This is a genomic window from Saccharothrix ecbatanensis (assembly GCF_014205015.1).
Lineage (GTDB): Bacteria > Actinomycetota > Actinomycetes > Mycobacteriales > Pseudonocardiaceae > Actinosynnema > Actinosynnema ecbatanense.
Genome location: NZ_JACHMO010000001.1, coordinates 5,046,488 through 5,067,086 on the forward strand (window position 1 = coordinate 5,046,488; position 20,599 = coordinate 5,067,086).

The following is a 20,599-nucleotide window of genomic DNA, read 5'->3' on the forward strand; positions in this document are numbered from 1 at the left end:
GGCCAAGACCCCCCATTTGGCGTCGATTGGATCGTGGTCGCGGCGGCTAGCGTGGGTCGCGCAGTGATCGTCGCGTCACAGGTCGTCACTCAGGGCTTGACATACACGACACCGAGTAGATGAGGTAAGCCTAACCTTAGTCAATTCGGTCGGAGGTGCCGTGTTCGTCGTCAGTTCCTCCGGCTACTTGATCCAGGCCGGCCACTCGACCGAAGCGGGCCGACCGATCCCGCCGGGGCGGCCCGCCGACGTGCTGGCCGAGGCGCACCGGGTGCTCGGCGAGCTGACCGAGCACGGCATCGGCGCGGACGCCGCCCTGGCCCTCGTCACGACCGTGCTCGCGGACGGCGGGGTCGACCTGACCCACCCGCTCGCCGCCGCCCACCTGCAACCGCCGCCACTGGCCGTGGCCGTGTCCGCGGACGCCCTGGCCAGCGCGGGCAACGCCTCCCTGGACACCTACGACTCCGGCCCGGCCGCCATCGCGGTGGAGCGGTGGGTGGTCGCGGCACTCGCGCGGATGGCCGGGTTCGACGCGGAGGCGGACGGCGTGTTCACGCCCGGCGGCACGTTGTCCAACCTGACCGCGTTGTTGCTGGCCAGGGACGCGGCGGCGGCACGGCTAGGCGTCGACGTGCGGTCCGACGGGGTGGCGGCGTTACCCGATCCGGTGGTCTTCTGCTCGGAACTTGCCCACTTCTCCGTGTCACGGGCGTGCGCGGCGCTGGGCATCGGCGAGCGCGCCGTGCGGCCGGTGTCGGTGGACTCGCACCGGCGGATGCGGCCGGACGCGCTGGCGTCGATGCTGAGGGCGTGCGGCACACCGGTGGCGATCGTGGCGACGGCGGGCACCACGGACTTCGGCTCGGTGGATCCGTTGCCGGAACTGGCCGTGATCGCCCGCGAGCACGGCGTGTGGCTGCACGTGGACGCGGCGTACGGCTTCGGCGCGGTGTTCTCGTCCAAGCTCGCGGGGCTGGTGGACGGCCTGGCCCTGGCCGACTCGGTGACCGCGGACCTGCACAAGATCGGCTGGCAGCCGGCGGCGGCGAGCGTGCTGCTGGTGCGTTCGTCGGCGTCGTTCGGGCCGTTGGAGCGGTCGGTGGCTTACCTGAACCCGGAGGACGACCGGGCGGAGGGCTACGACGGCACGCTCGGCCGTTCGTTGCAGACCACCCGGCGGCCGGACGCGGTGAAGGTGGCCGCGACGCTGCTCGCACTCGGCCGGGCGGGGCTGGGCGCGCTGGTGGACCGGTGCCACGAACTGGCCGGCCACGCCGCCGGGCTGATCGCCGCCGATCCCGCGTTCGAGCTGGTGGGCGGTGCGACGTTGACCACGGTCGTGTTCCGGTACCGGCCGGCGGACGACTCGGTGGCGGACGAGGTGAACGCGCGGCTGCGGCGGGCGTTGATGCGCGCGGGCGAGGCGCTGATCGGCCGGACCCAGGTCGACAAGGTGACGTGCCTGAAGTTGACCCTGCTCAACCCGAACGCCCGGGAGTCGGACCTGGTCGCGCTGTTGGCGCTGGTCCGTGAGGCCGGATCCGCCGCCGAACGACTCGTGGAGGGAGCGGCATGAGACCAGATCCTCTTGAAGGCGACGCGCGGGCGACTGCGGAGCACGCGCACCTTGAAGCGCTGCTGCGCTGCTGGGTTCAGGAGCGGAACGTGCCGGTGACGGACCGGGTGCGGATCGAGGTGCTCGGGCTGCCGTTGGAGGCGGAGGTGCGGTACGCGTCGCCTACCGGGCGGCACCGGTTCGGGGCGGTGACGTTGGCGGGCAAGCCGGTGGACCCGGTGGTCGCGGTCGCGTTGGCGGGCGCCGAACTCGGTGGTGACACGGCGGACCTGGTGGAGCGCACGGCCGAGTCGGTGCGCCGGGTGACGGGGTTCGTGGCCTACCGGCGCCGTGAGCCGGTGGGGCCGGCGGACCGGTTCCTGGACGCCGAGCAGCGGTTGATGCTCGGCCACCTGCACCACCCCGCGCCGAAGAGCCGGGACGGCCTGTCGGACGCGGACAACGCCCGGTACGCGCCGGAGCTGCGCGGCTCGTTCCCGCTGTTCTGGTTCTCGGCGGCCGAGGAGGTCGTGTCGCACGGCTCGGTGGCCGGTCCGGACGCGGTGTCGTTGATGTCCACGCTCGCCGGTCGCAGCCCGGAGCCGGGCCGCGTGCTCGTGCCCGCGCACCCTTGGCAAGCGCATGACCTGCTGCACCGGCCACGGATCGCGTCGTTGATCTCGCGCGGGCTGCTGGAGCCGCTGGGCGAGTTCGGACCCGCCTGGTCGCCGACCTCCAGCGTGCGCACGGTGTACCGGACGGGCGCGCCGGTGATGCTGAAGCTGTCGCTCGGCCTGCGGATCACCAACTCACGGCGCGAGTCCACGTCGACCGAGCTGCGCCGGGGCTCCGAGGTCCACCTGCTGCTGGAGTCCGGGTACGCGGCGGGCACGGAGAAGGCGCACCCCGAGTTCAGCGTCGTGCGCGACCCGGCGTGGATCGCGGTGGACGAGGGCGGCGAGGTCACCGGGCTGGAAGTGGCCGTGCGCGAGGCGCCGGAGGACATCGGCGATTCCCGCTGCCTGGCCGGGATGGTCGCGCCGAGGCCCGGCATCGGGCGCTCGCTGCTGGGTGAGCTGGTGCTGCGGCTGAACGCCGCCGAGTGGGTCGCCGACTACACCGACCACGTGCTGGTGCCGATGCTGCGGCTGTACGCGGAGACCGGCATCGGGTTGGAAGCGCACCAGCAGAACACGTTGGTGCGGCTCGACCCCGCCGGCCGGGTGGTCGGCGGGCGGTACCGGGACAACCAGGGCTACTACCTGGCGTCCTCGCACCTGCCGAAGGTGTTGGAGCGGCTGGGGGTCGAGGAGTCGACGCTGGCCGTGGTGGACGACGCGATCGTGGACGACCGGCTCACCTACTACCTGCTGCGCAACCAGGCGTTGGCGGTGATCGGCTGCATCGGCGTGGAAGGGCTGGCCGACGAACGGGACCTGCTGGGCGTGATGGCGGCACGGCTGGAGGCGGCGCTGCCCGCGTTGGCCGAGGCGGGTCCGGACGGCGACCGGTTGGCGCGCAGGTGGCTGGAGGCGGACGTGCTGCCGTGCAAGGCGAACCTGCTGACCAGGCTGGGGGGCATCGACGAGGTGCTGGCGCCGGTGGAAGCGCAGTCCGTGTACTTCGACGCGCCGAACCCGTTGCGGGAGGGCAGGTGCGCCCGGTGAGCCACCTCGACGCTTACCGGCCGACCGACGACCTCTCCGCGGTGCCCGGTCCGCCGCTGCCAGTGCTCACGGACGGCTGGCACGCCCGCGTGGTCGACCCCGTCACCCCCGACCTGGACCTGGTGCACCGCTGGATGCAGGCGCCGCACGTGGCCGCGTTCTGGCACCAGGCGTGGCCGCGTGAACGGTGGGAGGACGAGGTGCGCCGGCAGCTGTCCGGGCGGCACTCCCTGCCGGTGCTGGTGAGCCGGGGTGACGACCCGGTGATCTACCTGGAGGTGTACCGGGCGGCGCGGGACGTCGTCGCGCAGGTGTACCAGGCCCGGCCGCACGACGTGGGGCTGCACGTCGCCGTGGGCGATTTCGGGATGACCGATCGAGGGCTGGTGCGCGTGTTGCTGCCGGTGCTGACCCAGGCCCTCTTCGACGTGGACCCGCGGTGCACGCGGGTGCTGCTGGAGCCCGATGTGCGCAACCGTCAGGCGATCGCTTCGTTCACCGCTGGCGGGTTCGCGCCGGTGGGTGAGGTGTTGTTGCCGGACAAGGTGGCCTTGTTGATGGTGCGGACACGTTGACAACCTCCCCTCCCTGAAAGGGGTGGGGGATTCCCCGTCGGGCTCGCGCCCGGCAGTTCCTGTTTCTTCTCCCCCGGAAGGGAGGTTTCGCCGGATGCCTCGCCGACTAGTGTCGGGTCGGTCTTACTCCGGCTCCGCAGGCTGTGACCGCCTGCCCGGCGGCCAGGATGTTGCGCGCGGCGTTCACGTCGCGATCGTGCGAAGCCCCGCAACCGGGGCAGGTCCACTCCCGCACCCGCAGCGGCAGCGTGTCCATCAGGTGCCCGCAGTCCGAGCACGTCTTCGAGCTGGGCAGCCACCGGTCGACCACGACCAGGTCACGGCCGTACCAGCCGCACTTGTACTCCAGCATCGACCGCAACTCCGACCACGACGCGTCGGAGATCGCGCGGGCCAACGACCTGTTGCGCAGCATGTTGCGGACCGCCAGATCCTCGATCACGACCAGTTGGTTCTCCCGGACGAGTCGAGTGGTCAGCTTGTGCAACAAATCCCGCCGACGGTCGGCGATACGGGCATGGACACGCGCCACCCGCAGCCGGGCCTTGACCCGGTTCGCGGAACCCTTCTCCTTGCGGGCCAACGTCCGCTGGGCGCAGGCCAGCCGTTCCCGGTCCCGCCGCTCGTGCTTCGGGTTGGTGATCTTCTCCCCGGTCGACAGCGTGACCAGGGAAGTGATCCCCGCATCGACACCCACGACGTGATCTGTGGGTGGGGCGTGGATTATGGTGGTTTCGACCAGGATCGACACGTGCCACCGACCGGCCGGGTCACGCGACACCGTCACCGTGGACGGCTCGGCACCCTCGGGCAACGGCCTGGACCACACGACGTCCAGCGGCTCGGCCATCTTCGCCAACATCAGCCGGCCGTCGCGCCAGCGGAACGCAGACCGGGTGTACTCGACGGAAGCCCTGCCCCGCTTGCGGGACTTGAACCGCGGATAGCGAGACCGCTTCTCCCAGAACGCGGTGAACGCGGCCTGGAGGTGTCGCAGCGGCTGCTGCAACGGCACCGCCGACACCTCGTTGAGGAACGCCAGCGCGTCGGTCTTCTTCCACTCCGTGAGCAGGGCCGAGGTCTGCGCGTAGTTCACCCTGCGCTGCTCGCCGTACCACGCCGCAGTGCGGGCCTCCAACGCCCGGTTGTACACCACCCGCACACACCCGAACGTGCGCAACAACTCCACTTCCTGCGCCACAGACGGAAAGAAGCGGTACCGGAACGCCCGCTTCACCACCGATCCCGACGCCGTGATTCACATTAACACCCAGCGAATCAGCCTTGCCGACGCGGTCGAAAGCATCGGTTTCCTCCCCGGCGTGAACGCCGGGGTATCCACCGACAGGAGCCCAGATGAACTCCCGGGGGACGGTCACAGATGTGGTGGCTGTCGGGTGCGGTCCGTTCAACCTGGGCCTGGCCGCACTGGCGTCCACTGTGGACGATCTGGACGTGGTCGTGCTGGAGGCGCGGCCGGAGCTGCGGTGGCACAGCGGGATGATGTTCCCGGACGCGGTGTTGCAGGTCAGCTTCCTGGCCGACCTGGTGACGCTGGTCGATCCGACGCACCCGCTGTCGTTCCTGGCCTACCTGCGGGACGCGGACCGGCTGTACCCGTTCTACGTGCGGGAGAGGTTCCACCCGACCCGGCGCGAGTACGAGGACTACCTGCGTTGGGCGGCGTCCCGGCTGCCGGTGCGGTTCTCGCACCCGGTGACGTCGGCGCGGTGGGCCGACGACCGGTTCGTGGTGTCCGGGGAGCGGTTCTCGGTGGAGGCGCGGCACCTGGTGCTCGGGGTGGGCACCACGCCGTTCGTGCCGCCGGCGTTGGCCGGGCTGGGCGACCGGCTGGTGCACAGCTCCGACTACCTGCACCGGGAAGTGCCCGCTGACCGGGTGACCGTGGTGGGCTCGGGGCAGTCCGGTGCGGAGATCGTGCTGGACCTGTTGCGGCGCAACCTGGACGGCGGGCCGGCGGTGGCGTGGCTGACCCGCACGCCGGTGTTCGCGCCGCTCGACTACACCAAGCTGGTGCTGGAGATGACGACGCCGTCGTACGTGCGGCACTTCCACTCGTTGCCGCAGGAACGGCGGGACGCGTTGCGGGCCGAGCACTGGCGGCACTACCGGGCGATCTCGTCGGAGACGCTGGAGGAGCTGCACGACCTGCTGTACCGGCGGGAGTGGGAGCACGCGCGGGCGCCGGTCGAGCTGCGGCCGGGAGTGGCGGTGGTGTCGTCGGCGCTGGAGAACGGCGAAATCGTGCTGACGTGCGCGCACCGCGACACCGGCCGGACGTTCCGGCACCACACCGACCTGGTCGTCGCGGCCACCGGGTACGGGCAGGCGCCGACGCCGTTCCTCGCGCCGCTGGAACCGTTCGTGCACCGGGACGACCAGGGCCGGTACGTCGTCGCGCTGGACCACTCCATCTCGCTGGACCCGTCGATCACCGGCCGGGTCTTCGTGGCGAACGCCGACCTGCACAGCCACGGGGTGGCCGCGCCCGATCTCGGCATCGGGGCGGTCCGCAACGCGACCATCGTCAACGCGGTGACCGGCCGCGAGGTCTACCCGCTGCCCAAGCACACCGCCTACACCAGCTTCAGCGCCCCCCACGAGGGGAAATCCGGAGACGATCTTGACTGACTTGTGGCACGAGTGCTCGACGGCCTTGCTGGCCAAGGCGATCGGCGAGTTGTGCTTCGAAGGGCTCCTGAGCCCCACCGCGCACAACGATCCGGCGTCCTACGAGCTGCGGTTCGAGGACGCCGTGTACACGTTCTCCGCGAAACGGACGGCGTTCGACGGGTGGGCGGTCGAGCCCGGGTCGGTGCGCCGGGCGGCGGCGGGCATCCTCGGTGACGACGTGGTCGAGCCGTGCGACGACGTGCAGCGGTTCGTGGTGGACGCGTTCCGGCACCTGCGGGTCGACCCGGCGACGACGGCCGGTTTCCTGGCCGAGGTGACGGCGACGCTGGCCGCCGACGTGGCTCTGGCCTCGACCGCGTTGCCGGTGGCGGAGCTGGCGTCGTTGCCGCAGGCCGAGCTGGACGGGCACCTCACCGGGCACCCGTGGCTGATCGCGAACAAGGGCCGGGTCGGGTTCTCGGCGGATGACCTGGCGCGGCACGGCCCGGAGTCGCGGGCTCCCGTGCGGCTGCCGTGGGTGGCCGTGCACCGGGGGTTGGCGGAGTTCCGCGGCACGTCGGAGCTGTCGGAGGAGGGCCTCCGCACGCGGGAGCTGGACCCGATGACGGTCGAGCGGTTCACCGAGTCGTTGCAGGAGGTCGGGGTCGATCCGGCGGCCTACGTGTGGCTGCCCGTGCACCCGTGGCAGCTCGACCACGTCGTGCGGACGTTGTGGGCGCCGGAACTCGCCACCGGGCGGCTGGTCGAGCTGGGCGAGGCGCCGGACTGGTACCTGCCGACCCAGGCGATCCGCACGATGTCCAATGTGGACTCACCGGGGCGCTACCAGGTCAAGTTGCCGCTGCGGATCCTGAACACGTCGGTGTACCGGGGCATCCCGCCGCACTGCACGCTCGCCGCGCCGGTCGTGACGCAGTGGCTGTCCGGTCTGTGGCAGGCCGACAAGTTGATCGGCGAGTGGGGCACGGAACTGCTGGGCGAGGTCGCTTCGGTGACGGTGCGGCACCCGCAGCTGTCGCGGGCGGGCGACGTGCCGTACCAGTGGCTGGAGACGATGGGGTGCATCTGGCGCGCGCCGGTGACGTTGCGGCCCGGTGAGCGTTCCTGGTCGTTGGCGGCCCTTCTTCACGTGGACCGCGCCGGTCGGCCGCTGGTGCTGGAGCACATCGGGGACACGGACCCGGCGGTGTGGTTCGCCGCGCTGCTCCGGGCGTTATTCCGGCCGTTGCTGCACGTGCTCTACACGTACGGGATCACGTTCAACCCGCACGGCGAGAACGTCGTCGTGATCACGGACGGGGACGACGTGCCGGTCCGGGTGGCCATCCTCGACCTGGTGGACGACGTGAACGTGTCGGTGGACCGCGTCCCGGCGCGTGGCCTGGAACCCGACGCCCACGACCCCGTGCTGCCGCGCAAACCGTGGCCGATCCTGCGCCAGTACATCGTGGACGCCCTGCTGGTGGGCGTCTTCCGCCCGCTGTCCGGGCTGCTGCCGCTCCCCCAGGACCGGTTCTGGGGCATGGTGCGCGGCGAGGTCGACGCCTACCGCGACCACTTCCCCACCCTGGCCGGACGGATGGACGAGGGTTCGCTGACCGTCCGGGACTTCCTCCGCTACCCGCTGAACAGCTACCGGATCACCCTCGGCTACCAGGACCTGACCGCCCGACCACCGGTGCCGAAGACGGGCACCCTGCCCAACCCGCTGCACTCCGCCGTGCCAATCCCACCGCTGGACGGCTGGTGAGGCTCGGCGGCTGGTGAAACTCGGCTGTCTCGCCCGGTATCCCCGACCGGGCGAGACGAGCCGGAGTCCTCACAAGCCCGCTAGAGGCGGGCCAGGGTCAGGTAGGCGAAGCCGAAGTGGTCCCGGTAGCCCTTGAGCCAGCCTTCGCGGTGGTCGTCGACGATCGCGCGGACCTCGTCGGCGTTCGGGTGGTCGGGGTGCGCCAGCAGCCAGCGTTCCCGGGAGGCGCACCAGCGGGACTCGAAGCTGTCCCACTCGTCCAGGCTGGCGGTGGCGAGGTTCAGCAGGCGGTAACCGCAGGTCATCGCCAGGTCCACCAGCTTGGTCAGGCTGCCGAACTCGTCCTCGCCGAAGATCTCGACCGACCGCGCGTTGGGCGGCTGTTCCCAGAAGCCGTCACCGAGGAGCAGGGTGCCGCCGGGGCGGAGGCGGGCGTGCATGGCCTCCAACGTCTGCTTCGTGCCGCCCCAGGCGTGGGAGGAGCCGATGGAGATCACCACGTCGGCCGGTGTGGTCTCCCAGGTGGTGACGTCCGCCAAGTCCAGCCGAACGCGTGACGTCAGGCCGCGGGCCTCCACGTTCGCCTGTCCCCGGCTGATCGCGTAGTCGTCGCTGTCGACGCCGAGTCCTCGCGCGTTCGGCTCGTGCTCCACCGCCCTGAGCAGCAGTTCCGCCCACCCGCAGCCGTAGTCGACCACGGTGGAGCCCGCACCGAGGTGCAGGCTGCTGATCAGGTCGTACGCCTTGCCGTCGGACAGCGGAGCGTTGAAGTCGAGCAGGGCGTGGCCGTTCAGCGGTACGTCAGTCACGGGCACACCGTGTCAGAACGCGGGCGGATCGGAAATGGAATTACTCCTCGCCCCGGACCACGCGCCGCAACTTCGGCAGGCGTTCGGCGATCACGCGTTCCGCCCCACGGCCCGTCGGCTGGTAGTAGTCGCGGCCGACCAGGTCGTCCGGCGCGTACTGCTGGGTCAGCACGCCCTCCGGCACGTCGTGCGGGTAGCGGTAGCCCTGGGCGTTGCCGAGTTTGGCCGCGCCCGCGTAGTGGCCGTCACGCAGGTGCGCGGGCACGGAGCCAATAGCGCCCTTGCGCACGTCCGCCATCGCCTCGCCGATCGCGGTCGTCACGGCGTTCGACTTGGGCGCGGTGGCGAGGTGGACGGTGGCCTGGGCCAGGTTCAGCGCGCACTCCGGCAGCCCGATGAGCTGCACGGCCTGCGCGGCGGCCACGCACGTCTGCAACGCGGTCGGGTCGGCCATCCCGACGTCCTCGCTGGCGTGGATCACCAGCCGACGCGCGATGAACCTCGGGTCCTCCCCCGCCTCGATCATCCGGGCCAGGTAGTGCAGCGCGGCGTCCACGTCGGACCCGCGGATCGACTTGATGAACGCGCTGGTCACGTCGTAGTGCTGGTCGCCCTGCCGGTCGTAGCGCACGGCCGCCTTGTCGACGGTCGCCTCCAGCGTCGCCAGGTCGAGCACGCCGCCGGGCCCGACCGAGTCCGCCGCCGCCTCCAGCGCCGTCAACGCGCGCCGGGCGTCACCTCCGGCCAGCCGCACCATGTGGTCCTCGGCGTCCGGCTCCACGGTGACCGAGCCGTTCAGTCCGCGCGCGTCCTCGATCGCCCGCTTGACCAGCACGCGCACCGCGTCGTCGGTCAACGGCCGCAGTTGCAGCACCAGCGACCGCGACAGCAGCGGCGAGACGACGGAGAAGAACGGGTTCTCCGTGGTCGCCGCCACCAGCAGCACGATCCGGTCCTCCACCGCGCCGAGCAGGGCGTCCTGCTGGGTCTTGGAGAACCGGTGCACCTCGTCGATGAACAGCACGGTCGACTCGCCGGACCGGACCAGGCGGCGGCGTGCCTCCTCGATGACCGCACGCACCTCCTTCACGCCCGCCGACAGCGCGGACAGGGCGGCGAACCGCCGGCCGGTGGCCTGGGAGACGAGCGTGGCGAGGGTCGTCTTGCCGGTGCCCGGCGGGCCGTAGAGCATGATCGAGGCCGGTGACGAGCCCTCGACCAGCCGACGCAGCGGCGCGCCGGGACCGAGCAGGTGGTCCTGCCCCACGACCTCTTCCAGCGTGCGCGGGCGCATCCGCACGGCCAGCGGCGCGTTGGCGGCGATGCGGGCGGCCTTCTCCTCCGGGTCGACGCCGAACAAACCCTCGTCGAACAGCCTTTCGTTCACGTGTTCGACTGTAGCTCTCCTGTGCACAGCCGCTGTCCGAGCGTGCAACGCCGGTTCCGCCGCAGGTCGTGGCCGGTGCAGGGTGTCGGCATGAGCAAGCTGAGTCCGGAGCAGGTCGCCCTGCACGCGCACGACGCGGGGTTCCGCGGGCAGGACCTGACGATCGCGGTGGCGGTCGCGCTGGCCGAGTCCGGCGGTGACCCGCGGGCGCACAACGCCACCCCGCCGGACAACTCGTACGGGCTGTGGCAGGTCAACATGCTGGGCTCGCTGGGGCCGGCGCGGCGTGACGAGTTCGGGCTGGAGTCGAACCGGGAGCTGTTCGACCCGGCGGTGAACGCGCGTGCGGCGAACAAGATCTCCGGTGACGGGCAGTCCTGGACGCCTTGGACCACGTACACGAGCGGCGCTTACAAGCGTCATCTGGACGAGGCGCGGCGGGGCGTGGAGGCGATGAAGCGCGGCGGCTCGCAAGGCGGCTCGGGCGGCGGCGCCGGAGGCGGCTCTGGAGGCGGCGGGTCACGGGGGAACGGCGGGTTCTCGGTCGACGTGGGCGTGCTGCGCGACTACGCGCGGCGGACGCAGGACACGGCCGACGGCCTGACCGCGCTCGGCCGGCGGCACGTCCGCGAGGTGCGGGAGATCGCCGAGGACAGCTTCGGGCGGATCGGCAAGCAGTCCGGGTTCGCCGCCGCGCTGGACGACTTCGGCGCGGCACTGCGCAAGCAGGTCAAGGGCGTCGCGCGCAACACCGACACGCTCGCCACGTCCGCGGCCCGTTCCGCGCGGGCGTACCAGGAGCAGGACGAGGACACGGCTCGCGCGGTCACCGGCGGACGCGTGATCACCGGCGGAGGGGAGGGGTAGTGGACACCCGTGAGATGGCCCGGCACTTCGCCGAGAGCATGATCGGCCACCGGAACTCGTTGGCGGGCAAGGCGGAGGACGCGGTGAAGGTGCAGTACGCGTTGCACCAGACGGCGTCCGGCCTCACCGACCGGCACGAGGACCAGAACAAGGCCGCCAAGACCGTGCTGGAGCACTGGAAGGGCGACAACTCCGAGGGTTTCGAGAAGCGCTCGAACCGGCTGGGCAGGCAGCTGCGGGTGACCGCCGACGCCGCCCGGGACGCGGAGAAGGTCGTCGCCGGGGTGACGAGCGCGTTGACCACCGGGCACGCGCAGGCGCGGCGGGCCGTCGAGGAGTACCTGGACCAGGCGAGCAAGCTGCTCGACACGGGCAAGGGCGTGGGCACGCAGGCCGCGCTCCTCAAGGCCGTGGCGCAAGCGGCGGACCTGGAACCCAAGTACACCAAGGAAACCAGGGCGACCGTCCGGCACGTGCGGGCCGAGATGGAGGAAGCCGCCCGCAAGCTGCGCGGGTTGGTGCAGGAGGTCGAGCACGACGGCATCGCGGACGGCCGGCCAGAACGAAGCCGGGCCGAACGCGGCCGGACGAAGCCGTCGCGGGCTCGTGACCGGGGCCGTTCGCGCACGATCATCTCGGCCGCACGGCGTGAGCTGGGCACCCGCGAGACCCCGCCCGGCAGCAACCGCAACCCGTACGGGCCGACGGCGGCGTGGTGCTCGTCGTTCGCCACGGCGATGTGGCGCAAGGCCGGCGTGGACATCCCGGTCCTGCCGTTCACCGGTGACGTGTTCCGGTGGGGGCAGCGGCACGGCAAGGCGTACACGAGCCTGAGCGCCGCGCGGCCGGGTGACGTGCTGCTGTTCGGGAGCGGGCCGGGCAGCCCGGCGACCAGCACGCACATCGGGATCGTGGAGAAGGTGTCCGGCGGCACGGTGACGCTGATCGAGGGCAACTCCGGTGACAGCGTGCGGCGCAACACGCACAAGCTCAGCTCGGCGACGTTCTACGGAGGGGTGCACCCGTGATCACCGGCAACGCGCACGACCCGGACACCGGGATCGCGGTCGAAGTCGGTCCCGGCGGTGGTCTGCTGGACCTGACGCTGGACGCGCGGTCGCTGCGGCTGGGGCAGACCCGGTTGGCGAAGGCGATCCTGGACCTGGTCGACACGGCCGCGGCCAGGGCGAACGCCCGCGTCCAACGCTCCCTCGGTGACGTCAGCGGGCTGGGGCTGGCAGTGGAGACGCGGATGGCCGAGTCGGTCGAGGACACGACTCCCGAGACGTGGCGGGTGTGATGGGGCTCGGCGAGCGGTTGGACGCCATCCGGCGGGAGGCTTCGGCGTCCGGGGTGACGGTGGTGGTCGACCTGCACGGCAAGCCCGTCGACCTGGAGTTCACCCGGGAGGCGCTGTCGCTGCGGCCCGACGAGCTGGCCGGTGTCGTCCGCCGGCTGGCCGGTGAGGCCGCTGCCGCCGCCTTGGCGGACGGGATGGCGGTGGTGGGCGAGGTCGTGCCCGACGGGTGGTTGGCCGAAGCCTGACCCGCGCACCGACCGGAGGCCGTACCGTCCGGCAATGACCGGACGACCGTTCGCCCGCCTCCTGGCCTGGTTGATCGACTGGTTGTGCGTGTTGGGGTGGGTCGCCGTCACCGCCGTGGTCGGCGTGCCGCTGTACCTCACCGGTGTCACGGCCGCGGTCGGTCAGGTCGGGCTGAACGTGATCGCGACGGTCGTGACGGTCGTCCCGGTGGTGCTCTGGCTCAGCGTCTCCGAGTCGTCCAGGCAGGCCACGGTGGGCAAGCGCGTGCGCGGGATGAAGGTCGTCGACGCGGCAACCGGTGCGCCCGTCTCGTTCGCTCGGGCACTGGTCCGCAACACCCTGAAGATCGGTGTGCCGTGGCTGATCGGCCACGCCGCCGCCATCGCCATCGTCGGGGCGAGCGCCGAGGCGTCCGTGCCGCCGCAGGTGTGGGTGCTGACCGCGGTCGCCTACGTGCTCCCGCTCTCGTACGTCGTGTCGCTGTTCATCGGCAGCGGTCGGACGCCGTACGACCTCGCGGCCCGCACGGTCGTACGGCAGGCCTAGGAACCGGAGAGCAACGCGGTCACGTGGCGGGTCAGCCACGGGGTGTCGGCCGGCGAGAGGTGGACCCACTCCTCGTCGCCCACCCGTTCGGTGGTCAGGGCGTAGCGGCCTGCGGCGGTGTCGGTCCAGCTCAGGGTGCGCGAACGGCCGGAAGGTCCGTTGACGGCCAGTTGACCGGTCGACTTGCGCGCGGAGTCCACCAGGGTGGTGATCGACCGGGTAGCGCGGCCGGTGATGTGCGCCTGGGCGAGGGCGCGTTCCATCGCGGCGTGCCCGGAGGTGGCGTAGGCGTCCATCGCGGCGGAGAAGACGGACCTGGGCATCCGCACCTGCTCACCCGGACCGGCCGGGGCGTCGCCGATGATCCTGGTGATCGCGGACGGCAGGTCGGTGATGGGTTCCAGGGCCACTTCACGGTCGTTCAGCACGACCAGCACGCCGCGGGTGCCCCTGGACGTCGCCAACACCCGCCACGGGTGCGGTCGGAAGACCAGGGCGTCGATGGAGATCGCGCCGTGCGACAGCAGGCCGAACAGGTCTTCCAGCTCCGACGAGATCTCCTCGCCGTCCGCCAGACCGGCCTCGGTCAACGTGCGGAGGACGTCGGCGCCCAACGCGTCCCGTTCGTCCATCGTCTCGCCGTGCGAGGGCACCTCGAGCGGGTACGGCGGCTCGCCCACCCCCAGGTCCTCCCACAACAGGTCGAACTCCAGGTGGGACAGGACGACCGCGGTCGCCGAACGTCGCGCCATGGGCAACGAAGGTAGCGGCCGGCGGCGTCTGCCGCGGCCGGATGGGCAACACCGGTGGCTACGCTGCTCACCGTGGACGTCGCCGGCGGGTTCCTCACGGTGCGGGCCTCCGGTGCGGCGGCGGCCAAAGCCGCGCTCAGCGGGGGTGCGTCCACGCCAGAGCACATCCAGCTGCTGATCGGCTGCACGGTCCCGAAGGACGTGCCCGGCAACGGGACGGCGCTTCGGTTTCCCGACTGCGCGCTGCACGTCCTGCCCACCGTGGTGATGCTGACGGTGGCCGAGGCGCGGCTGACGGTCGGCTTCGGCGAGCTGAAACCGCTGATGTTCCAGCCGGTTCCGGTCGACGCGGCGCTGGAGTCCGTCTTCTCCGGCGCGGTGGCGCACGTGCTCGCCGCCGCGCACGTCCTGGACCCGCACGGCCTGTCCCACCACCTCTTCGGGCTGGCCGAGCTGGTGTTGCGCAGCGCCCTGCGCGCCGAACTGGACCGCGTGGACTCGTTGGTCGCACGGCGGCGCGACGCGTTGGAGTACATGCGGGAGCACCTGTCGGACCCGAACCTGGGCGCGGACCGGGTGGCCGAGGCGTTGTTCATCTCCCGCCGCCGCCTCTACCAGCTGTTCGACGATGGGCAGGGCGTGTCCGAGCGCATCCGCGGCCTGCGGATCGACCGGGCGAAGGCGTTGCTGGCCGACCCGGCGAAGGCGGCGCGCGGCATCGGCGAGATCGCCAAGGACTGCGGTTTCGTCAGCGCCGCGCACTTCTCCCGGACGTTCCGCCAGGTGGTCGGCCGGACGCCGAGCGAGTTCCGTGCCCGCTGACCGTGCCGGCAGTGGAGACTTTGGCGTCGCCGAACCGCATGCCCGACACGAACCGGCCCGCGACGCCCGCCACGTCGAGCCAGCCGCGCCCGGTCGGCGAGTGCAGCGTGAACACCGCCAGCCGCGGGTGGTCCGGATCGGTCACCACGACCTGCAACTGGGCGCCCGGCCCGGAAACCGGGATGCGTTCCACGATCATCACCGGGTAGCCGGTCGCCGTCTCACCCCGGGTGACCTCGCGGATCGCCGGGCCGTCGAGCGGGAAGTCCAGTCCGGGCCGGTCGACCGGAACCACGCACGCCATCAGCAGCGCCGGATCCGCGTCCCGGTGCTCGACCACGGCCAGCAGCCCGGCGTTGTGCCGGTGCGCCAGCTCGGCGGCCTGCGTCGCGGACACCTCGAGACCGGGGTCACGCGTGCCCTTGAGCCGACGCAGCACGGCTAACAGTTCTGCGGCGGTGTGTTCGGGGGTGCCGAGCGCCACCGGGGTCACCCCCGGCACGGGATCAAGTCTCACCCGAGCCCCGCCCGGAACGCCGCTGCCGCGCCCTTCGTGGACGCCGGTCGACTACCCCCGAGCAGCACGGACGCCAGCTCGGCGGTGATCGACGAGAAGCCGGCGAGGGTGTCCGCGATCGCGGTCGACGGCTCCTCCGACCGCAACCGTTCGGCGACCCGCCTGGCCTCCGCGCGGTGGTCGCGCTCCAACAGCCGGGCCTCCTCCAGCACCTCGTCCAGCTGCCGCCGCAGGTCGTCGTGCCGCGTCACGGCCCGCTCGTGCGCCTCGCCGTCGGCCGCGGTGAAGCTCGCCATGGCTCCGGTCCGGTCGACCTCGTCGGCGGCGTCGGCGAGCGCCCGCCGCACACCCAGCGCCCGCCGGTCCAGCTCCTCGGCCCGCCGCTGGTTGCCCAACAGCGTGGTGGCCCAGCCGTCGAGCACCTCGGCCGCCGCCCGCATCGCGCGCCGCACCGCCGTCAGCTCCGACACCACCGCCTCCAACCGGGTCCTGAACCCGTCCGCCGCCGCACCCGTCCACCCTTCCGGCGGCTCACCGGGAACCGTGAAGGCGACCGCGCACCGCTCGCTCGCCGCCGCCACCGCCCCCGCGTGGCCCGGCGTGGGGTCGAACCCCAGGCCCCGGTAGTCAGTCATGGCGCAGCTCGTCGGCCTGCCGGTACGTCTCGGCCGCCGCCCGCACCCCGTCCGCCTCCGCGTCCAACCGCAAGCCGCGCAACGTCCGCGCCCACTCGGCCACGAGTTGCCCGACCGCCTCCGTGACGCCCTCGGGGCCGAGGTCGCCCACCGGTCCGTCCACAGTGGACGCGGCGGCGCGGACCTCGTCGGCGGTCTCGTCCAACCGGCCGGCGAACGCGGTCAGCGCGTCCGGCTCGACCCGGTAGCCGTCGCTCATTCGCCGAGCACCGGCGGGAACGCGGGCGGCAGGTCGTCCAGCAGGTCGAGGCCGTTGTCGTAGCGGTTGCGGTGCTCGCCGTCCTCCTCGCGGTTGCCCGGCGCCATCGGCGGGTACATGCCGAAGCCCTGCGGGCCGCCCGCGCCGACGACCGGTCCGATGCCGCCCCTGGCCGCCGCGCCACCGGGCACCGCGCCGAGCACACCGGACGCGCCACCAGGGCCGATCGGTCCGAACGAACCGCCGCCGTACCCGCCGTGGCCACTGCCCGGCATCCCGTGGACACCGCCGTGTCCCGGAGTGCCGAACGCGCCGTAACCACCGGGCACGCCCACCGCCGGTGCGGCAGCCGCTGCCACCGACGTCGTGCCCTCGCCCGGCACCACACCGGGCGTAGGCGTGGGCACAACCGGGGAAACAGGCGCGGGCGCGGGTAAGGGAGCGGGCACGGGCCGGTGGTCGGGCTCGATCCGGGCGACGCCGGGCGCGTGCTCGAACGTCGGCAGCGTGGTGTGCACGCCGCGGCTGGCAGCCTCGTACTCCTCCATCACCCGAACCGCCTCGGCCATCGCCGCCTGCTGCTCCTTCTTGGACGGCATGTGGTCGTCCAGCAGCTGGTCCAGCATGTAGGCGCCCTGCGGCCCGTCAAGCGTGGTCACGTCGTACCCGTCGCGGAACCACCGCTCGGCGTCCGGGTGCACCGGCTCCGGCATCCGCCTGGCAGCCTCGTCCACCGCCGACGTGTACGCGTCGAGCCCTGAGCCAACCGCGTACGCCCGCTGCGACGCGTCCGCCGCCCACTCGGTGAGCCGCGACGCCGACCCGGCCGCCGCCACCGCCGACGGACCGCGCCACGACACCACGAGCTGCTGCACGATCGTGCGCACGTCGGCGGTGGCCTGGTCGACCTCGTCCGCCAAGGAGCGCCACGCGACCGTCCGGGTGGTCATCCGCGCGGTGTCCGCGGACTTCACCATGTCCCACAGCGTCCGGTGCGTGTACGCGTTCCAGTTGATCTTGCCGAAGTTCTCCGGCTGCCGGTTCGCCCGCTGGCGCCGGATCCGCCGCTCTCCCCGACGCCGGGCGGCCGCGGAGGGCTTGTGGTTCTTGGAGTAGTACTCGTCCCGGTTCACAGCCGCCTCAGCCCTTCGGCCACCTGCTCGTCCTCGGCCTGGTGCGTCGCGCCGACCCGGTGCAACGCGTCGCGCAACGTCTCCAGCTCGTCCAGGTACGACCGCAGCGCCGCCTGCACGCCGCCTCCCAGCTCGCCGGCACGCAGCCCGAACGCCTGCCGCATGTGCCGCGCCACCGGACCCCGTCCGTCGCCGAGCGGCTGCCCCAGCTCGCCGCCGGCCCGGCCCAGCAGCTCCGACAGGGTGCCGTGCAGCTCGGCCAGGCGCGACTCGGCCCGGGTGAACTCGTCCAGGTCCACCTCGATCCGGTCACCACCCTCGGCGACCACACCCGCCGCACCCGCCCCGGTCGGCGGCGCGATCACCGGCACAACGGCCCCATGCCGCTCATCCCGCAGCTCTTCGCGCATCCGCCTGGCGTCCTCGACGCCGCGCACCCTGACGACCATGCCCCATATCGTGGTGTGCCCGCGCGCACGTGACCAGAGCGGGTGCACGGTGGGAGAAGCAGCGGTGCACGGTGGGACAAGGGACTGTGCCGTGCTGCTAGCGCTCCCGATCACACCGGTACGCCGAGTAGAGGAACGCGCCGACGAACCCACCGACGCAGACGATCACAAGCGCCGCTTGTGAGTTGATCGCCTCGCACAGCCATAGCCGGCCCGTGATGATCACGGCCGCCGGTTTCGTGACCGGTCACCCAAGGTGTCGACGATGTGCTGCCGCGTCGCCGCGTCAGCGTTGACGAACGCCTTGACCAGCGCCTCGGCCAGATCGGAGCTGTCAACGATGACTTCGAGGTCGTGGGGCAGCTCCACGTCCGCCATCACGACACCCTCGGAGCGGGGAGTTCTTGAAGCTGCCGAAGGACTTCGGTCAGATTCGACTGCGTTGACCAGACCGGCGCACCGCCCGGATCCAGCCGCACGGCACGCGCGGCCATGAGCCCGGCCGTGAACAGGTGGTCACGCTGACACGTAGACGAACACCGCCGTCACCGGACACCCACCCCCGAACTGGTAAAGACGTGTTGACCAGTTGTACTGCGGCAGTGGTGGGCAAACTGGTCAATACCAGTTCGACCGCTTAACTCGAACAGGCGCAACCACGGTCGGTAGGCTCGATCAACCGGCGTGGCGTGCAGCGGAGGAGGCGGCAACGGTGATCGACAAGTCGAGCGGCGTGCCCGCGTATCGCCAAGTCGCCACAGCCATTCGCGCCAAGATCGACTCGGGCGAGTACGCGCCCGGAACGCCGATCCCGTCGGAACGCGTGCTGGTCGATCAGTACGGCGTCAGCCGCCCGACGATCCGTGACGCCATCGCGTTGCTACGCCAGGAGGGCGCGTTGATCGCGGAGCATGGCCGTGGCGTGTTCGTCCGGCCACGGACAACGGTGGTCCGACTGTCCCGGTCCCGACTGTCACGGGAAGCCCGATCGGCGAACCGCGGCGCGTTCCTCGGCGACGCCACCGCCGGAGGATTCACGCCGTCCACCACGATGAAGGTCCGCTTCGATCCTGCCGACGAACGCACGGCGGAGCTACTCGGGATCGACGCCGGCGAGGAAGTCACCGTGAGGGACCGGGTGATGCGTGCCGACGGCCTGGCAGTCATGATCGCGGTATCCCGGCTGCCACGCTCGGTCACACGCGGAACTGCGATCGAAGTGGTCGACACCGGCCCCGGTGGCGCGTACGCGCGGCTCGAAGAGTCCGGACACCGACTCGACCACTTCGAAGAGATCGTCTCCGCCAGGATGCCCACACCTGAGGAAGCCTCGATCTTGCAGCCCTCATCCGGCGTACCGGTGATCAGAGTGACGCGTGTGGCCTACGCGGCAGACCGCGCAGTCGAGGTCAACGACATGACCATGGCCGGCGATCGCTACGAGTTGATCTACCACATCCCGGCTGATTGATCAGCCCAGCAGCGGCGGTGCACGGGGGGACAAGGGACTGTGCGAAAATCGTCCCCCGTGCCGTCACCTGCCGTTCACGCGCGCGCCGTGCTGCTCGCCGGTCCCTCCGGTTCGGGCAAGTCCACCCTCGCCGCCAAGCTGGGTCTCCCCGTGCTGCGACTGGACGACTACTACCGCGAGGGCCACGATCCGCTCCTCCCCCGTGACGACGCCGGCCGCCCGGACTGGGACTCCGAGGGCTCCTGGAACACCGCCGACGCGCTGGCCGCCGTGGTCGAGTTGGCCACCACCGGCACGGTCGAGGCGCCGGTGTACGTCCTCGGCGAGGACAGGCGGGTGGGCTGCCGCACGGTGACCGCGCCGGACCTGTTCATCGCCGAAGGCCTGTTCGCGGACCGGCTGGTGGCGGGCTGCCGCGAGGCGGGCGTGCTGGCGGACGCCATCGTGCTCGCGCCGAACGCCGTGGTGACGTTCGCGCGCCGGTTCGCCCGGGACGTCGCGGAGGCCCGCAAGCCGGTGCCGCTCCTGGCCCGCCGCGGCCTGCGGCTGATGACCGAGCACTCGGGCGTGGTGCGGCGGTGCGTGGACGCGGGCATGCGGCCGGTCCGCCCGCACCTCGTGCGACCTGCCACGATCGGGGAGAGGGCGCCCGCGGCGGTGTAGCCGGACGGCGTCGGGGGTACTGCTGCCGGCATGGCTGTGTTCGAGCATGAGCAGACGATCCCGGTGGACGCGGGGGTGGTGTTCGACCTCGCCAAGGACGTGACCGCGATGGAGGCCTGGCTGCCGGACGGGCTCCAGGTCGAGTCGAGCGGCCCGGAACGGGTCACCGGACGGGTGTCGATGGGTGACGAGGTCGACGAGGGTGACGGCTACCTCGCCGCGGACGATGAACAGCGCCGGCTGGAGTGGGGCGATTTGGCGGGCGGCGGCTATTCGGGGTGGCTCCAGGTGGACGAGGAAGGCCCCGGCCGCTGCCGCGTGGTGCTTCACCTCGATGTGAGTGGTGATCATCCCGAAGCCGTCGGTGGTGAAGCACACGAAATAACGGACGAATACATCGAGCAGGCCCTGAGCCGGCTCGCAGCGCTTGCCATGCAGAGCGTTACGTGACTGTTTTCACTGATCATCGAGTTTGAACCCGGAAAAGCGCCGCCTAGTGTGAACGCCGTTCACCGGGTACGTCTGCACGTCGAGGCTC

At 71.6% G+C, this 20,599-nt stretch carries 24 protein-coding genes; 14 read left to right on the forward strand and 10 right to left on the reverse strand.

All coding sequences use genetic code 11. The features are described 5' to 3' along the window. Window positions 1–160 precede the first annotated feature (160 nt). Genes F4560_RS20935 through F4560_RS20945 form a run of 3 tightly spaced genes read left to right on the forward strand, consistent with a single transcriptional unit; the run spans window position 161 to window position 3,800 of the window. The gene (locus tag F4560_RS20935; RefSeq protein ID WP_184922365.1) at window positions 161–1,579 is read left to right on the forward strand and encodes a pyridoxal phosphate-dependent decarboxylase family protein; all 1,419 of its coding nucleotides are present in this window, start codon (window positions 161–163) and stop codon (window positions 1,577–1,579) included. Next, window positions 1,576–3,225 carry an IucA/IucC family protein gene (locus F4560_RS20940; RefSeq protein ID WP_184922367.1) on the forward strand — a complete coding sequence of 550 codons (1,650 nt, stop codon included), beginning with the start codon at window positions 1,576–1,578 and terminating at the stop codon, window positions 3,223–3,225. Before F4560_RS20935 ends, F4560_RS20940 begins: the two co-directional genes overlap by 4 nt. Continuing rightward, entirely contained in the window at window positions 3,222–3,800 is a 579-nt protein-coding gene (locus F4560_RS20945; protein WP_184922369.1) for a GNAT family N-acetyltransferase, read from the forward strand. The genes F4560_RS20940 and F4560_RS20945 overlap by 4 nt, the downstream gene beginning before the upstream one ends. A gap of 106 nt (window positions 3,801–3,906) precedes the next feature. Here the strand turns inward: F4560_RS20945 and F4560_RS43700 are convergent, their stop codons facing one another. Then, window positions 3,907–5,040: an RNA-guided endonuclease InsQ/TnpB family protein gene (locus F4560_RS43700; protein WP_312869392.1), complete on the reverse strand. Its 1,134-nt coding sequence runs from the start codon at window positions 5,038–5,040 to the stop codon at window positions 3,907–3,909. 116 nt (window positions 5,041–5,156) lie between these two features. Between F4560_RS43700 and F4560_RS20955 the strand changes: the two genes are divergently transcribed. Next, a complete protein-coding gene (locus F4560_RS20955) occupies window positions 5,157–6,452 on the forward strand; it encodes a lysine N(6)-hydroxylase/L-ornithine N(5)-oxygenase family protein (protein WP_184922371.1) in 1,296 nt (431 codons plus the stop codon). After that, complete coding sequence (locus F4560_RS20960) at window positions 6,445–8,205, forward strand: IucA/IucC family protein (RefSeq protein WP_221483592.1); 1,761 nt, start codon at window positions 6,445–6,447, stop codon at window positions 8,203–8,205. The genes F4560_RS20955 and F4560_RS20960 overlap by 8 nt, the downstream gene beginning before the upstream one ends. An 80-nt stretch (window positions 8,206–8,285) precedes the next feature. Here F4560_RS20960 and F4560_RS20965 read toward each other — a convergent pair whose 3' ends face one another. Together F4560_RS20965 and F4560_RS20970 are read right to left on the reverse strand one after the other, a co-directional pair. Continuing rightward, window positions 8,286–9,014 carry an SAM-dependent methyltransferase gene (locus F4560_RS20965; protein WP_184922373.1) on the reverse strand — a complete coding sequence of 243 codons (729 nt, stop codon included), beginning with the start codon at window positions 9,012–9,014 and terminating at the stop codon, window positions 8,286–8,288. A 40-nt stretch (window positions 9,015–9,054) separates the two neighbouring features. Next, window positions 9,055–10,401 (reverse strand): replication-associated recombination protein A, encoded by a 1,347-nt coding sequence (locus F4560_RS20970; protein WP_184922374.1) that lies wholly within the window; start codon window positions 10,399–10,401, stop codon window positions 9,055–9,057. 90 nt (window positions 10,402–10,491) lie between these two features. Here F4560_RS20970 and F4560_RS20975 point away from each other — a divergent pair, with 90 nt between their 5' ends. Genes F4560_RS20975 through F4560_RS20995 form a run of 5 tightly spaced genes read left to right on the forward strand, consistent with a single transcriptional unit; the run spans window position 10,492 to window position 13,360 of the window. Then, on the forward strand, window positions 10,492–11,268 hold the full coding sequence (locus tag F4560_RS20975; protein ID WP_184922376.1) for a type VII secretion target: 777 nt from the start codon (window positions 10,492–10,494) through the stop codon (window positions 11,266–11,268). Further along, entirely contained in the window at window positions 11,268–12,296 is a 1,029-nt protein-coding gene (locus tag F4560_RS20980; RefSeq protein WP_184922379.1) for a CHAP domain-containing protein, read from the forward strand. The genes F4560_RS20975 and F4560_RS20980 overlap by 1 nt, the downstream gene beginning before the upstream one ends. Beyond that, window positions 12,293–12,568, forward strand: a complete 276-nt coding sequence (locus F4560_RS20985; protein ID WP_221483593.1) for a YbaB/EbfC family DNA-binding protein — start codon at window positions 12,293–12,295, stop codon at window positions 12,566–12,568. The genes F4560_RS20980 and F4560_RS20985 overlap by 4 nt, the downstream gene beginning before the upstream one ends. After that, complete coding sequence (locus F4560_RS20990) at window positions 12,556–12,813, forward strand: hypothetical protein (RefSeq protein WP_184922381.1); 258 nt, start codon at window positions 12,556–12,558, stop codon at window positions 12,811–12,813. Before F4560_RS20985 ends, F4560_RS20990 begins: the two co-directional genes overlap by 13 nt. Window positions 12,814–12,847: 34 nt before the next feature. Continuing rightward, complete coding sequence (locus F4560_RS20995) at window positions 12,848–13,360, forward strand: RDD family protein (protein ID WP_184922383.1); 513 nt, start codon at window positions 12,848–12,850, stop codon at window positions 13,358–13,360. Here the strand turns inward: F4560_RS20995 and F4560_RS21000 are convergent. After that, window positions 13,357–14,112: an ESX secretion-associated protein EspG gene (locus tag F4560_RS21000; RefSeq protein WP_184922385.1), complete on the reverse strand. Its 756-nt coding sequence runs from the start codon at window positions 14,110–14,112 to the stop codon at window positions 13,357–13,359. The two genes, F4560_RS20995 and F4560_RS21000, sit on opposite strands and share 4 nt — an antisense overlap. Window positions 14,113–14,166: 54 nt before the next feature. Between F4560_RS21000 and F4560_RS21005 the strand changes: the two genes are divergently transcribed. Continuing rightward, window positions 14,167–14,934, forward strand: coding sequence for a helix-turn-helix transcriptional regulator (locus tag F4560_RS21005; protein ID WP_184922387.1), 768 nt, complete (start codon window positions 14,167–14,169; stop codon window positions 14,932–14,934). Here the strand turns inward: F4560_RS21005 and F4560_RS21010 are convergent. The 6 genes from F4560_RS21010 to F4560_RS21035 form a co-directional block, all read right to left on the reverse strand. Beyond that, entirely contained in the window at window positions 14,861–15,436 is a 576-nt protein-coding gene (locus F4560_RS21010) for a hypothetical protein (protein ID WP_184929281.1), read from the reverse strand. The genes F4560_RS21005 and F4560_RS21010 overlap by 74 nt on opposite strands. An 11-nt stretch (window positions 15,437–15,447) precedes the next feature. Beyond that, entirely contained in the window at window positions 15,448–16,086 is a 639-nt protein-coding gene (locus F4560_RS21015; RefSeq protein WP_184922389.1) for a hypothetical protein, read from the reverse strand. Then, entirely contained in the window at window positions 16,079–16,345 is a 267-nt protein-coding gene (locus F4560_RS21020) for a WXG100 family type VII secretion target (protein ID WP_184922391.1), read from the reverse strand. Before F4560_RS21020 ends, F4560_RS21015 begins: the two co-directional genes overlap by 8 nt. Then, window positions 16,342–17,478 (reverse strand): PPE domain-containing protein, encoded by a 1,137-nt coding sequence (locus F4560_RS45690; RefSeq protein ID WP_184922393.1) that lies wholly within the window; start codon window positions 17,476–17,478, stop codon window positions 16,342–16,344. The genes F4560_RS21020 and F4560_RS45690 overlap by 4 nt, the downstream gene beginning before the upstream one ends. After that, window positions 17,475–17,927, reverse strand: a complete 453-nt coding sequence (locus tag F4560_RS21030; protein ID WP_184922395.1) for a hypothetical protein — start codon at window positions 17,925–17,927, stop codon at window positions 17,475–17,477. Before F4560_RS21030 ends, F4560_RS45690 begins: the two co-directional genes overlap by 4 nt. 222 nt (window positions 17,928–18,149) lie before the next feature. Beyond that, on the reverse strand, window positions 18,150–18,305 hold the full coding sequence (locus F4560_RS21035) for a hypothetical protein (RefSeq protein ID WP_184922397.1): 156 nt from the start codon (window positions 18,303–18,305) through the stop codon (window positions 18,150–18,152). Between the two features lie 334 nt (window positions 18,306–18,639). Between F4560_RS21035 and F4560_RS21040 the strand changes: the two genes are divergently transcribed. From F4560_RS21040 to F4560_RS21050, 3 genes are read left to right on the forward strand one after another with little or no spacing between them, the layout of a single operon-like run. Beyond that, the gene (locus F4560_RS21040; RefSeq protein ID WP_184929282.1) at window positions 18,640–19,398 is read left to right on the forward strand and encodes a GntR family transcriptional regulator; all 759 of its coding nucleotides are present in this window, start codon (window positions 18,640–18,642) and stop codon (window positions 19,396–19,398) included. 57 nt (window positions 19,399–19,455) lie between these two features. After that, window positions 19,456–20,061 carry a uridine kinase family protein gene (locus tag F4560_RS21045; RefSeq protein WP_312869393.1) on the forward strand — a complete coding sequence of 202 codons (606 nt, stop codon included), beginning with the start codon at window positions 19,456–19,458 and terminating at the stop codon, window positions 20,059–20,061. Window positions 20,062–20,091: 30 nt separating this feature from the next. Continuing rightward, a complete protein-coding gene (locus F4560_RS21050) occupies window positions 20,092–20,511 on the forward strand; it encodes an SRPBCC family protein (protein ID WP_184922401.1) in 420 nt (139 codons plus the stop codon). The last annotated feature ends 88 nt before the right edge of the window (window positions 20,512–20,599 follow it).

Excerpts from the sequence above, each read along its gene's own strand:
- F4560_RS20940 (WP_184922367.1), top strand. The coding sequence starts at position 1,576 with ATGAGACCAGATCCTCTTGAAGGCGACGCGCGGGCGACTGCGGAGCAC.
- F4560_RS20955 (WP_184922371.1), top strand. The coding sequence starts at position 5,157 with ATGAACTCCCGGGGGACGGTCACAGATGTGGTGGCTGTCGGGTGCGGT.
- F4560_RS20975 (WP_184922376.1), top strand. The coding sequence starts at position 10,492 with ATGAGCAAGCTGAGTCCGGAGCAGGTCGCCCTGCACGCGCACGACGCG.
- F4560_RS20995 (WP_184922383.1), top strand. The coding sequence starts at position 12,848 with ATGACCGGACGACCGTTCGCCCGCCTCCTGGCCTGGTTGATCGACTGG.
- F4560_RS21000 (WP_184922385.1), bottom strand. The coding sequence starts at position 14,112 with ATGGCGCGACGTTCGGCGACCGCGGTCGTCCTGTCCCACCTGGAGTTC.
- F4560_RS21015 (WP_184922389.1), bottom strand. The coding sequence starts at position 16,086 with ATGACTGACTACCGGGGCCTGGGGTTCGACCCCACGCCGGGCCACGCG.
- F4560_RS21020 (WP_184922391.1), bottom strand. The coding sequence starts at position 16,345 with ATGAGCGACGGCTACCGGGTCGAGCCGGACGCGCTGACCGCGTTCGCC.
- F4560_RS21030 (WP_184922395.1), bottom strand. The coding sequence starts at position 17,927 with ATGGTCGTCAGGGTGCGCGGCGTCGAGGACGCCAGGCGGATGCGCGAA.
- F4560_RS21035 (WP_184922397.1), bottom strand. The coding sequence starts at position 18,305 with ATGGCGGACGTGGAGCTGCCCCACGACCTCGAAGTCATCGTTGACAGC.
- F4560_RS21050 (WP_184922401.1), top strand. The coding sequence starts at position 20,092 with ATGGCTGTGTTCGAGCATGAGCAGACGATCCCGGTGGACGCGGGGGTG.